Source organism: Lutibacter maritimus (genome assembly GCF_900116115.1).
Classification (GTDB): domain Bacteria; phylum Bacteroidota; class Bacteroidia; order Flavobacteriales; family Flavobacteriaceae; genus Lutibacter; species Lutibacter maritimus.
In genome coordinates this window covers 215681-229013 of the sequence record NZ_FOZP01000006.1, presented here as the reverse complement: position 1 = coordinate 229013, position 13333 = coordinate 215681, and the positions used below count along the sequence as shown (strand labels likewise).

At 28.2% G+C, this 13333-nt stretch carries 10 protein-coding genes; 2 read left to right on the top strand and 8 right to left on the bottom strand.

What is annotated here, in order from left to right; translation table 11 throughout:
* Positions 1-43: 43 nt before the first annotated feature.
* The 8 genes from BM335_RS11295 to alaS all read right to left on the bottom strand — a co-directional run bounded on the left by BM335_RS11295 (position 44) and on the right by alaS (position 11833).
* Complete coding sequence (locus BM335_RS11295) at positions 44-694, bottom strand: response regulator (protein ID WP_090227427.1); 651 nt, start codon at positions 692-694, stop codon at positions 44-46.
* A gap of 51 nt (positions 695-745) precedes the next feature.
* Positions 746-2692, bottom strand: a complete 1947-nt coding sequence (locus BM335_RS11290; RefSeq protein WP_090227422.1) for a tetratricopeptide repeat-containing sensor histidine kinase — start codon at positions 2690-2692, stop codon at positions 746-748.
* Positions 2693-2877: 185 nt separating this feature from the next.
* Positions 2878-4686: a tetratricopeptide repeat-containing sensor histidine kinase gene (locus BM335_RS11285; protein ID WP_090227417.1), complete on the bottom strand. Its 1809-nt coding sequence runs from the start codon at positions 4684-4686 to the stop codon at positions 2878-2880.
* A gap of 108 nt (positions 4687-4794) precedes the next feature.
* Entirely contained in the window at positions 4795-5310 is a 516-nt protein-coding gene (locus BM335_RS11280) for a hypothetical protein (RefSeq protein ID WP_090227414.1), read from the bottom strand.
* A gap of 72 nt (positions 5311-5382) precedes the next feature.
* Entirely contained in the window at positions 5383-7299 is a 1917-nt protein-coding gene (locus BM335_RS11275; protein WP_090227411.1) for an outer membrane protein assembly factor BamB family protein, read from the bottom strand.
* A 392-nt stretch (positions 7300-7691) separates the two neighbouring features.
* Positions 7692-8180, bottom strand: coding sequence for a YbjN domain-containing protein (locus tag BM335_RS11265; protein WP_090227403.1), 489 nt, complete (start codon positions 8178-8180; stop codon positions 7692-7694).
* 76 nt (positions 8181-8256) lie between these two features.
* The gene (locus BM335_RS11260) at positions 8257-9204 is read right to left on the bottom strand and encodes a GSCFA domain-containing protein (RefSeq protein WP_090227400.1); all 948 of its coding nucleotides are present in this window, start codon (positions 9202-9204) and stop codon (positions 8257-8259) included.
* Between the two features lie 13 nt (positions 9205-9217).
* Complete coding sequence (gene alaS / locus BM335_RS11255) at positions 9218-11833, bottom strand: alanine--tRNA ligase (protein ID WP_090227396.1); 2616 nt, start codon at positions 11831-11833, stop codon at positions 9218-9220.
* Positions 11834-11965: 132 nt separating this feature from the next.
* On the opposite strand from alaS, the gene BM335_RS11250 reads away from it, so the two are divergent.
* On the top strand, positions 11966-12937 hold the full coding sequence (locus BM335_RS11250; RefSeq protein ID WP_090227392.1) for a M23 family metallopeptidase: 972 nt from the start codon (positions 11966-11968) through the stop codon (positions 12935-12937).
* Positions 12937-13269 (top strand): MerR family transcriptional regulator, encoded by a 333-nt coding sequence (locus tag BM335_RS11245; protein ID WP_090227387.1) that lies wholly within the window; start codon positions 12937-12939, stop codon positions 13267-13269. Before BM335_RS11250 ends, BM335_RS11245 begins: the two co-directional genes overlap by 1 nt.
* Positions 13270-13333: the final 64 nt, after the last annotated feature.

The window sequence follows — 13333 nt, the reverse complement described above, 5'->3', positions numbered from 1 at the left end:
TTTAATTTTTAAAAGCTAATCAATACGACAAATGCCTTATTTTTTATATAAGTTTATGTTTTTGAGCTATTAAAACAGCTTCCATTTTGTTATGTACTTGTAATTTTTTGTAGATATTTTCAATGTGTTTTCTAACTGTAGATGGTGAAATAATTAAATTATCAGCAATTTCATTATAATTTAACCCTTTGCTTAAATGTTCTAAAATATCGGTTTCTCTATTGGTAAGTTTTATTTTTTCTACTTCTTCACTGTTATCAATTATTAGTGGATTTCTAAGTAGGTTTAAAGTTTTTAAAGCAATACTTGGTGTCATTGGTGCGCCACCATTTATAACTTCTAAAATACATTTATGTAAATTTTCGGCGTCAATTTCTTTTAATAAATAACCATTTGCGCCAGCTTTTATTGCGTTAAAAATATTTTCATCGTCATCAAAAACCGTTAACATAATTATTTTAATATGTGGATATTTAGACTTTACAATTTCGGTTGCCGTAATTCCATCCATTTCAGGCATTTGTATATCCATTAATATTACATCAATATTATGGTTTACTTCTAATTTTCCAATTAACTCAGCACCATTATTACCCTTAAATTTGAAATCTAAATCATTAAAAAAAGATAATTTTTCTATTACGGCTTTCGCTAAAAAACTATTGTCTTCTGCAATGGCTATTTTTAAAGTCATAATTTTAATTTTTTTAGTATTCGTAAATCTAATTAGAAATACTTCGTGAATCTATACGGCATTTGTCTTATTTTTAGGGCATATAATTTTAATTGAGGTCCCGTTATTTGGTGCTGATGTAACAGTAATTTTTCCTCCAACCTCTAAAATTCTACGTTGCATATTTTCTAAACCATTGCCAAGATTAATGGTGTTTATGTCAAACCCTTTACCGTTATCATGAATTTCAAAATTGATATGATCATCAGTTTCTGAAATAAGTATATTAATTTCAGTTGCTTCAGCATATTTTATAGTGTTGTTAATAGCTTCTTGAAAAACTCTAAAAATATTCATTCCTTTAATTGAAGAGAATACAATATTGCTACTTTGTATATTTGATGTAAAATGAAACTGAATAGTTGTTGCAACTGTTTTCGCTTTTTCAATAAATGTTAATAGGCGAGATTGCAAATCTTGGTAAGAAATTTCGTTTTTGTTCATTGCCCAAATGGTATCTCTTAATTGCCCAATAGTTGCCGATGCAAATTGATTAATTTCGGCTAATTTGTTTTTAAGTTTTTCATTAGTAGCGTCGGTTAAAAACTTTAAATTATCTATTGAAGAAATTATAAAAGTAAGCTGTGAGCCAATATTATCATGTAAATCGCGAGAAATGCGTAAACGCTGATCTTGTAATTTACTATATGTTTGTGCTTCTTTTAGTTGAAGTTGATTTAAATATTCTCTTTTTTTATGCTGTTGTCTTTTATATAAACCGAATGAAATAATTGAAAAAACCAGCAATCCAGATCCTAACAATAAAGCATATAAATTTTTGTTTTTAATTTCTAATTCACTTTTTAATAATTGTTCTTTCTGTTGCGAAATTTCTTTTTCACGTTGTGCAGTATCATATTTTTCTTGAATTTCTGCAATTTCTTTTGTTACTCTTGAATTAAACATAGAGTCTTGCATAACAGAATACAATTTTTGATAATGAATTACGCTATCGCTATTATTTTTATGTGCAAATAAATATAGTAGTGATTTGTATGAATTCATTTTTAATTCATTGGCATTTGTTTTGTTAGCTAAATATAAAGCTTCTCTAAATTTAAGTTCAGCATTATTAATTTTACCAGTTTGTAAATATAAATCGCCCATATTTAAAGCTACACTTGAAATGCCATAGCTATCATTTAATTTTTTGCGTAATTTTAATGATTTATCAAACATTTTAAGTGCTTCAACATATTTGTTTTGATCTTTTAAAACACCTCCATAATTGTTATAAAGTGCCGAAAGTTCTTGTTCATAATTGTTTTTTTCACCAACTTCAATTCCTTTTTTGTAGTACGTTAAACTTTGTACAGTATCTTTTAAATACAAATATGAATTTCCAATATTTGTGTAGGAGTGAACTAAACCATATTCATCATTAATTCTTGTTCTTATTTCTGCAACTTCAAGATGTTCTGTTAATGCTTTTTCATATTGTTTTAGGTTAAAATAAATGTTGGCAATATTGTTTTTTATAAGCGCAACGTATTGTATGTTTTTTAATTTTTCAAAAATTTCAAGCGCTTTTGTATTAAAGTAGATAGCAGAATCCATTTTAAAAATTCTTTGATATGAAATTCCCATTTTGTTATACAAGCTTCCAACACCAGCAGAGTCTTTGTTTTTAATACGAATTAATAACGCTTTTTTATAAAATGAAATAGATGTATCAAAATTTGAAAGTTTATAATGAATAATACCAAAATCATTATAAGCCTGAGCTTCGCCATTTAAATTTTTTGTTTTTTTTGATAAATCAAGTGCTGCGTTGCCAAAATAAAAGGCAGAATCCGTTGAAATACCACTATAATACCAACATAAATCTCCTAATACTTTTACTTTTGTTGAATCTGAAATTTGAGTTTTTAAAAGTAATTTTAAGCTATCAATTACATTATTTTGAGCAGAAGCTGATAAAAATACTATTGAAAATAAGGTAGCTAGTTTTAGTTTCATATGAAATTTTTAAGCAATATACAAAAAAAGAGGCTTGTTTTTATGTGTGTTTAATATTTAATAAAAACACGTGTTTTATAAAAATTATGTAGTGTTATGTATAATAATTGGTATTATTTTACGTAAATAATTTAAAAATGTATTAAAACACAATTTGAAAAATGCTTAAATTAATGTGAGTTTTACTAATTTTTAGGACATACAATTTTAATTGATGTTCCTTTGTTGATTTCAGAATTTATAAAAATTTCACCGCCAATTTCAAGAATTCTTCGTTCCATATTTTCCAAACCATTACCAAGTTCAGTGGTGTTTTTGTCAAAGCCTTTACCATTATCATTTATCAAAAAAGTAATGGCGTTTTTATTTTCTGAAATGTGTATATTAATTTCAGTTGCTTCGGCATATTTTATAGTGTTGTTAATGGCTTCTTGAAAAACTCTAAAAATATTCATTCCTTTAATTGATGAAAAAATGATTTTGCTTGTAATCTTGTTTTCAATATTAAAATGAATATTTTCTGAAACCAATTTTGCTTTTTCAATAAGCGCCAAAGTTCTGCTGTAAAAATCTTCAAAAGTAATTTCACTTTTATTCATTGCCCAAATGGTATCTCGTAATTGCGCAATTGTTGAAGTTGCAAATTGGTTAATTTCAGATAATTTGTTTTTAAGTTTTTCATTTGTAGCATCTGTTAAAAACTTTAAATTATCAATAGAAGAAATTATAAAGGTTAGTTGAGAGCCAATATTATCGTGTAAATCGCGAGAAATTTGTAGTCTTTGATCTTGTAATTTGCTATATGTTTGCGCTTCTTTAAGTTGAAGTTGATTTAAATATTCTCTTTTTTTGTGCTGTTGACGTTTGTATAAACCTAAAGAAACTAGCGAAAATATTAAAAGACCAGAACCTAATAATAAGGCATATAAATTTTTGTTTTTTATTTCTAATTCACTTTTTAATAGCTGTTCTTTTTGTTGAGCTATTTCTTTTTCTTTTTTTTCGGTTTCAAATTCAATTTGCAATTCTGCAACACGTGTATTGATTTGTATGTTAGTAGTGCTATCTTTTAAAGTTTGAAATATTTTATTGTAAGCATACGCATTTTTATAATCATTTAATTCTAAATAGCATTGTGTTATTAATTCTGCACAATATTTTTCTAAGTGTTGGTATTTATACTTTTTAGCTAAATCGCCACTCTTTTTAAAATTTTTAATAGCTTCTTCGTATTTTTTTTCGGCAAAATTAATGTCTCCAATATGTGTGTAACTAACAGCAATACCATAATTATCATTCAATTTTTGTCTGATAGTTAGCGAACTGTCAATGTATTTTTTTGCAATATTAAATTTTTTAAGTTCAGAAAAAGTGTCTGCTAAGTTTGCATAACCATAACCTAAACCAATATTATCTTTTAATTGCTTTTTTAAAACCAAAGATTTTTTATGGTAATACAAAGCGCTATCAGCATTTTTATTTAATAAATGCAGCGTGCCATAATTATCATAAATAGGATCTATTAAAGTGTTGTCATTGGTAGATTCAATTAATTTAATACTCATTCGCATATAATAAAAAGCCTTATCCATATCATTTCTTTTAATGGAATATCCTAATTGACCATATGCTACGCCAGCTTTTAATGTTTCACCTAAATTTTCATAAATTTTAATTGCTGTTAAAATGTAATCTATCTTTTGATCATTTTTATCTTTATAGGCGCTTATTTGACTTAATTTGAAATAAATTTCGGCTAATGAAAGACTGTCATTTAACGAAATTGCCAAGTCTTTCCCTTTCTGAATAATTTTTTCAGAATTTGAAATGTCTCCAACAAATTTATCATAAGGAAATTGTACAATTTTTTTTAGTTGAATTTCTTTCGGTAAATTGGTAATGGCATTTTGAAGACTATCTGAATAGGAAGTTTTTTGGGCAAAAAAGTTGCAAATCCAAAAAATGATAAAAAAATAAGCTAAACGTAGTTTCATTGCAAATTTATGTGTTGGAATTTTGTAAGATGAAAATAGTAATATTTCTAGAATTCCAAAAATTAATGAAATAATTTGCGAGTTGTTATTGGTTATAAATTAAAAATTTTAAGCATATAACTTATAATATTCAATTAAAGCTTCGGCTCTTTCTATTTTATTAGAAGGAATTGGAATGCGTGTTTCATCAAAAGTATCTCCTTTTCTTGTAGACCAAGCAATTTCAATTTCTAGCAGTTTTAAGCCATTTTTACCATCAATTATTGTCATGTTTTTAATCCATTTTTTATCGCCATATAAATCTATCCTTTTATTATTAATAGTGATATAATCTGTATAAAAATTTACAATTGCCTCCTTTTTAATGGGTTTTAAATGAGCTGTTGATATTTTATTGCGAGCCCAAGGAATTAAAATTGCAAAAGGAATTACAAAAATAAGTGTCATTAAAAAAGTTATTTTTCTTGATAACATTAAAAAAGGAATACCAACTATTAAAGTTGCAATTCCCATATAAATATTATCTTCTTTTTTAAGTGATTTTGCTTCCTTAATAAATAGGTTCCATTCTTTAGCGCTAAAAGTCCAAGTATCTAAAAAGTCTTTAGAATTAGTTGTAGACAAAATCAGTTGTTTTTAAATTTGAAAAGACCGCTTCAATTATTGTAGATTATTGAAACGGTCCTTAAAAAAAAGTTATTTTAAATTATACGCATTTATAGTGCTATTATTTGCTTTGTAGTATAAAAACCCTTCAAATTCATCAATCTGATATTCAGGTTTTTTATCATTTAAAATAATTTCTTTAGTAACTTTTCCAGAGTTTTTATCAACTTTCACCAAACCAACACCGTCATCTAATTTGGTTAAGATAAATTGAGAATTTTCGGTAGCAGCAGATGCTTTAAATCGTTTTGACATGATTGCAAACGATGCGCTTCCAATGGAGGCAAACATATCTGATGCTCTTTTAGCCTCTTTACCATAATCATTATAATTATCTAAATCATTTGCACTGCCGTATGGGTTAGTTCTGTTCATGCCAGCTCTGGCAGCTGTTGAAACTGCCAGTGCTGTAGATGCTACGGCAACAACTCCTGATAGCACTTTAATAAAACCACTTTGACCTGGAGATTTAAAATATTCTTGAAATATTTGCTTTCCATTAGCATCTAATAAGGCTAGGTTTTGAGAAGAACTTAAAAAGATATTTCCATTTCTCATTTCCATGGTATTTGCAACTTCTTTTTCATCAAATTTTACATTTGCCAGTTCACTAATATCAGTAGAGCTAGCATCAATTGCATAAATGGTTCCGTTTGCAGCTATTAAATATCTGTTTTTAGCACTGTCGAAGGTTGAAGCTACTGCAGCAGAATTTTTATATTTTAAAGGTTTTTTCCAAACTTGATCACCTGTTTTTAAATCAACAATATTAGCATCTTCACTTGTTATATAAATTAAACCTTGTGGAGTTTGTGCCATTATCATAATATTTTCACCCGTTTTTAAAGGTTTTTTAAATAAAGTAGTTCCATCAAAAGAAATTTTGTTTATACCTCCTTGTTGAATTCCAAATAAAATACCATCATCTTGCACATAAAAATGTTGTACATATCCTTTAGTTTTAGGGGCTTTTTCCCATAAATCTTCACCAGTTGCAGCGCTTAAAAATGCAATTTCAGATTCGTTTTTGGTGGCTAAAATACTATTACTTCCACCATCATTTTTATCGCTTACTACAGCTAAACCTTGTGGTAAAATTTGAAAGTTAGAAACATTTCCTTGTACTTTTCTATCATCTTTCCAAAGTTCAGCACCGTTATTTCCAACTTTATGAATTCTGGTGTTTTTACCATTTGTAGTAGTTTCAAAGCCATAAATTTCTTGTTCTGATTCATCTGCTACCATCCAATTTACACCTTTTATTTTGCATTCCCATAAATCATCTCCTTTGTGAGATTTAGCAATTAAACCTTGAGCAGTAGGAATAATAATAAAGTTTTTTAAAAATAGCGGTGTGCCTGTTACGCTAAAATCTTTTGCAATACCAACACGTCCTGGTTTATCTAAAAAGAAACTATAGTCTAGTTTACTTGAATTTAAATCGTAAACAGCCACTTTTGGTGTCATTTTTTCAAATTTATCTCCTTCTTTTTGAATACCGCTAACAATTAATTTATTTTGTGGTAGTACAATATTACAGGTATATATTTGGTTCCAGTTATCGTTTTCTGAGTTAAAAATAACTTCACCTTTAATGTAATCAATAACTGCTCGTTTTGTTTTTGCTATTCCTGCAAATTTAGAGTTTGCCCCTTGTGATACAACTATATAAGGTGAGCCAGGTATAAATTCTGTTTCTTCAGGTTTTAATTGTCCAAAAGTGTTAAATACAAATACAGGTTCTTTTTGTGTAGGTCTAATTCCAGTTAAACCATCATTAGTTGCCACTACCAAAACACCTCCAATAGTTAATGTCATTTCGTTAATTTTAGCGCCTAAATCGTATACAGCATCGGGTGTTTCTGATTTTTGAGCTAAAATTGAAACTGCGCTGAATAATAGAGCAATTATCAAATTGTTTTTTAAATTAAAATAGTTTGATTTCATAATTAATAGTTTTATTAAGTTTTTGCGTGATCTGTAACCAAAAGTCTATTAAATAGACAGTTAAAACAATACGTCATATGTCGTATTTTGCGAAAAAATAAAGAATTACAAGAGCATAATTAATGATGCAATTGCTAAAAAAACTCCTATAATTAACATGTAAAGAATTAACAAACGTTTGGTTTTAGTTACTTTTTTTTGAATTTTTAACCATAAAAGAAAACTAATAACACCAAAAGGCAACGATAAAAATAAATTTATATAATAAACCCAAATAAAACTTGTTAGCATAAACCATAAAGCAAAAACAAATGTTAAAGCATAGTATATTAAACTTTTTTTCATTTTTTGCTATTATGGGTTAAATTCTACAGAGTAATTGCTAGAGAATCTTATTTAAGATATTTGTAATCTGGGTCTTTTTGTAAAATTAAGTCTAATGCCAAATTGTATGACTTAAGCATTTTTATTAAAGTAGCATCTGTAAAACCTTTTTCAATCCATAAATAAGCAACATAGTTTATAGAATTATTGTTTTCTCCATAATATGATTTTACCAAAGCAACTTCAGTATTTAATTTGTTTATAAATTCTAAAATCTCCATTTTAGTTAAGTTAGGTTGTAAAGCATAATTTCCGCTAATAGAGATATATCTATTTTGGCTATCTAAATCAACAAAAGTTTCGTATTTGTCTTTTATTTTAAGGTAAGAACTGTTCACTTGTAAAACTTCTACGTAAGCATTTTTAAAAATTTCAGAAAGTTTTTGAGTGTTTAAAGTGGTGTTGTCAATATAATTTTGAGAAAATGAAATTGTTGAAATAAACAATCCAACTAAGATTAATTTTATTTTTTTTGATGTAAAATGTAGTGTTTTCATAATGTGATTTTTGAATTAGTGTTTCAAAAATCATAAATATTAGAAACGCAAACAATACGTCAAATGTCGTATTTTATTAAAAATGGATGTTTGGAATAGTTTTTTCAAGCAACGCTATTTTATCATGAAGTGTTTTTAAAAACTGTTGATGTTGCGTTGAAGAAGAATTAAATGGACGATGCGCCATCCCTTTTTGAATGGTATCAACTTCTTTTAAAGTTGCAAACGTTTTTTCATCAATCCAAACATATTTAAACTGTTCCCAAATATAATTAATGGCCGTTTCATTTGGGTGCATCATATCACTCGAGTAAAAACGATAATCTCGTAAATCATCTAGCATAATTTCAAATGACGGAAAATAAAACAGCTTATTTTTTGTAGTTATTATTTGATGAACGGCCGAGATTAAATGCGCTTTGCTTTGTGTGTTTTCAATAAAACCATCTTTTAAATGTCTAACCGGACTTACTGTAAAAATAATTGTTGCTGTAGGATTTATATCCTTTATAAGCACACATGTATTTTGTAAGGAAGCCAATATTTCATCAACAGAAAGCATTTCTTTTAAAAACTTTTTTTGGGGAACTTTATGGCAATTTCCAACAATCGTATCGGTTTCAATAAATCTGTAAACCCAAGCAGTTCCTAACGTAATTACAATATGGCTTGCATTTTTTAATTGCTGATGCGTTTGCTTAATTGCTGAATTTAAATTGAGTAATAATTCGTTTTGAGTTATTGCACTTATATCTGAGTGCGCATCAAAACAATGCCAACGTTCATTTAATGAAAACGTATTTTTTTCTGAGTATTTTTTTAAGTTTATAGCATTTGTAATTAAATTTTCAATAGCAATTGGGTTAAATAAAATACCAAAAGGATTGCTAAATGTTGGAAATTTAAAATAGTGTAACTTTTTGCTAATATTTTCAGAAAAACAAGAACCAATTAAAACTAATTTGGAGTTATAATCTATTTGATTACGCTCTTTTTGAAGTTTTATGTTGGTTCTAAAGTTCATTTTTTACCAATTTTTAAAGAATGTATTCTTTTCCTTTTTGTAAAGCATCTTCAATACCTGCTGGATTTTTTCCTCCAGCAGTTGCAAAAAACGGTTGACCGCCACCGCCACCTTGAATTAGTTTTCCTAATTCTCTTACAACTTGTCCGGCATTTAGTCCTTTTTCTGTCACTAAATTTTTAGAAATATAACACGTTAAAAACGCTTTTCCATCGGCTTCAGCACCTGCTAATAAAAATAAATTTTCAACTTGGTTACCAATTTCAAAAGCTAAATCTTTAATACTATTTTGATCTAAATCTAGTTTTTTAGCTAAAAAGTTTATACCATTAATTTTTTCAACCTCATTAATTAAATCGCCTTTTAAATTTTTGGCTTTATCTTTTAATAATGTTTCAATTTGTTTTTTAAGCGTAGTGTTTTCTTCCTGTAAATCTAAAATTGATTTTAAAGGATTTACTGGATTTTTCAAGATGTCTTTAATTTCAAAAAAAGCTCTGTTATTTTCAAAATAAAAATCTTTTGTAGCATCGCCAGTAATTGCTTCAATACGTCTAATTCCAGATGCTATAGCATTTTCAGAGGTAATTTTAAAATGCCAAATATCTCCTGTGTTTTGAATGTGAGTTCCACCACATAATTCTACCGATTGTCCAAATTGAATGGCGCGAACGGTATCGCCATATTTTTCGCCAAATAAAGCCATTGCACCTTTATCTAAGGCAGTTTGCATTGGAATATTTCTAAATTCTTTTAATGGAATTTTACTATCAATTCTGGCATTTACAAAATCTTCTACTTCACGTAATTCATCAACGGTTAATTTTGCAAAGTGCGAAAAGTCGAAACGTAAATTTTTTGAATGTACAGCAGATCCTTTTTGTTCTACATGAGTTCCTAAAACTTCTCTTAATGCTTGGTGTAATAAATGGGTTGCAGAATGGTTACAAGCAGTTCTAAAACGTTGTTTTTCATCTACCGAAACATTAAAAGTTTGTGTTGGGTCTTTTGGTAAATTTTCGGCATAATGAATAATTAAATTATTCTCTTTTTTTGTGTTTACAATATAAATTACATTTCCATTAGGCACTTCTATATAACCTTTATCACCTACTTGACCACCGCCTTCAGGATAAAAAGGAGTCATATTAAACACTAATTGGTAAAAATCCCCTTCTTTTTTTGATGAAACTTTGCGATAACGTGTTATTTTAACTTTGGCTTTTAAAGTATCATAACCAATAAACTCTTCTTCGTCATCATCTTCATATAAAACAACCCAATCATCTGTTTCTACAACAGAAGCTGCTCTTGATCTGTTTTTTTGTTTTTCTAATTCAGTATTAAAATCAACTTCATTTAAAGTCATTCCTTTTTCTGATAGAATCAATGCTGTTAAATCAATTGGAAAACCATACGTATCAAATAATTCAAAGGCTTTTTTTCCAGAAACTTCAGTTCCGTTGGTGTTTTTTATAATACCATCAAGTAGTAATAGCCCTTGATCTAGAGTTCTTAAAAAAGAATTTTCTTCTTCTTTAATTACGTTAGTTATTAATTGTTTTTGGGCTTTTAATTCAGGGAAATATTCTCCCATTTGTTTGCTTAAAGTATTTACCAATTTGTAAATAAAAGGTTCTTTTGTATTTAAAAATGTAAATCCGTAACGAATGGCACGTCTTAATATTCTTCTAATTACATAGCCAGCGCCAGTATTTGATGGTAATTGTCCGTCGGCAATTGCAAATGCAACAGCTCTTACATGGTCTGCTATTACACGAATAGCAATGTCTGTTTCTTCATTTTTTCCGTAATCGCTGCTTGTAATTGCTTCAACTTCTCTAATTAGTGGTGTAAAAACATCCGTATCATAATTAGATTGTTTGTTTTGTAATACCATACACAAACGTTCAAATCCCATTCCAGTATCTACGTGTTGTGCTGGTAATTTTTCTAAAGAACCATCGGCTTTACGGTTGAATTCCATAAAAACCAAGTTCCAAATTTCTACAACTTGAGGATGATCGTTATTTACTAAGCTTTTACCAGAAATTTTAGCTTTTTCTTCTGCAGAACGTATATCAACATGAATTTCTGAACACGGACCACACGGACCTTGTGCGCCCATTTCCCAAAAGTTATCTTTTTTATTTCCATTTATAATGCGCTCTTCATCAATAAACTGTTTCCAATAATCATACGCTTCTTGGTCATAACCTAATCCATCTTCTTCGGCACCTTCAAAAACGGTTACATATAAACAGTCTTTATCAATTTTATATACTTCGGTTAATAATTCCCAAGCCCAAGAAATTGCTTCTTTTTTAAAGTAATCACCAAAACTCCAGTTTCCTAACATTTCAAACATTGTATGATGGTAAGTGTCTTTACCAACTTCTTCTAAATCGTTATGTTTTCCTGAAACACGTAAACATTTTTGAGTATCAGCAACACGTTTTTCGGCGGCTGTTTTTTGTCCTAAAAAATATTCTTTAAACGGCACCATTCCAGCATTTGTAAACATTAATGTTGGATCGTTTTTTAATACTATTGGTGAAGATGGAACTATTTGGTGTTTTTTAGAAGCAAAAAAATCTAAAAATTGTTGACGTATTTGTTGTGATTTCATCTGTTAATTATTTACTAAAATAAAGGAGTTTTATTCCTTTTGTAAAACATTTTGTAATTTTGTTAATTGTGTACAGCAATATTATAAATTAATAGTGCGTTTAAAGTGCAAAAATAATATAATTTAATAACAATGGCGAAGGTAAAATATTATTACGATTCTGATACACTTTCCTATAAAAAGATAAAGTCTAAAATAAGCGATATTTTAAAAAAAATATCATTGGCTTTAGTGTCAGCAATCATGTTTATGGTATTAGGCTACGTTGTATTTACTCAGTTTTTTGATTCTCCTAAAGAAAAGGAATTAAAAAGAGAGTTAGAGTTTGTAAAATTAAATGAACAATTACACAGTAAAAAAATTGTTCAGTTAGAAAAAATTTTACAAGATATTCAAGATAGAGATAATAATATCTATAGATTGTATTTTGAAGTTAGTCCAATTTCAAACGAGCAAAGAAAAGCTGGTTTTGGTGGTGTAAATAGGTATAAAGCTTTAGAAGGTTTTGACAATTCTGAAATGATAATTGATGTAACAAAAAATATGGATATTTTATCTAAACAGTTATACATACAGTCAAAATCTTTAGATGAAATAGTGAAATTAGCCGAGAATAAAGAAAAGTTATTAGCAGCTATTCCAGCAATTCAACCAGTTAAAAATCAAGATTTAACAAGAATGGCATCTGGTTATGGATGGAGAACAGATCCGTTTACAAAAGCCAACAAAAAGCATTGGGGAATGGATTTTACAGCACCCAAAGGTACACCAGTTTATGCTTCAGGTGATGGCGTTATAGAAAGAGCAGATCAAAACGCAGCAGGTTACGGAAAACACATACGAATAGACCACGGTTTTGGATATATTTCGCTATATGCTCACCTCAGTAATTATAATGTAAAAAAAGGACAAAAAGTTAAAAGAGGAGATTTAATTGGTTTTGTAGGAAACACTGGTCGTTCTCAAGCACCACATTTACACTATGAAATTTTTAAAAACGGAGCCAGAATAAACCCAATTAATTTTTATTATGGTAACTTATCTCCAGAGGAGTTTGCAGCAATGCAAAAAGCTGCTGAAATTCAAGGCCAATCACTAGACTAATGTATATAGATTTACCAGAAAAAAGATATTATAAAATAGGAGAAGTTGCCAAAGCATTTGGTTTAAACGCATCTCACATTCGGTTTTGGGAAAAAGAATTTGATATTTTAAAACCTAAAAAAAACAAAAAAGGAAATCGTTTATTTACGCAAGAAGATCTTAAAAACTTACAGCTAATTTACCATTTGGTAAAAGAAAAAGGTTTTACACTAGAAGGTGCTAAAAGCAAAATGAAAGAAAATCCAAAAAATATTGAAGGAAATCATGATATTATTATGCGTTTAGAAAAGATTAAGGCCGAATTAATTAATATTAAAAATGAAATTTCTTAATTATATTTATATAATTTAGTAACAAATTTAAATTTTCAACAACTAATTAAATAGTATTAATTTA

Coding starts and splice junctions, on each gene's coding strand:
- BM335_RS11260 (WP_090227400.1), bottom strand. CDS start 9,204: ATGAACTTTAGAACCAACATAAAACTTCAAAAAGAGCGTAATCAAATA.
- alaS (WP_090227396.1), bottom strand. CDS start 11,833: ATGAAATCACAACAAATACGTCAACAATTTTTAGATTTTTTTGCTTCT.
- BM335_RS11285 (WP_090227417.1), bottom strand. CDS start 4,686: ATGAAACTACGTTTAGCTTATTTTTTTATCATTTTTTGGATTTGCAAC.
- BM335_RS11265 (WP_090227403.1), bottom strand. CDS start 8,180: ATGAAAACACTACATTTTACATCAAAAAAAATAAAATTAATCTTAGTT.
- BM335_RS11250 (WP_090227392.1), top strand. CDS start 11,966: ATGGCGAAGGTAAAATATTATTACGATTCTGATACACTTTCCTATAAA.
- BM335_RS11290 (WP_090227422.1), bottom strand. CDS start 2,692: ATGAAACTAAAACTAGCTACCTTATTTTCAATAGTATTTTTATCAGCT.
- BM335_RS11245 (WP_090227387.1), top strand. CDS start 12,937: ATGTATATAGATTTACCAGAAAAAAGATATTATAAAATAGGAGAAGTT.
- BM335_RS11275 (WP_090227411.1), bottom strand. CDS start 7,299: ATGAAATCAAACTATTTTAATTTAAAAAACAATTTGATAATTGCTCTA.
- BM335_RS11295 (WP_090227427.1), bottom strand. CDS start 694: ATGACTTTAAAAATAGCCATTGCAGAAGACAATAGTTTTTTAGCGAAA.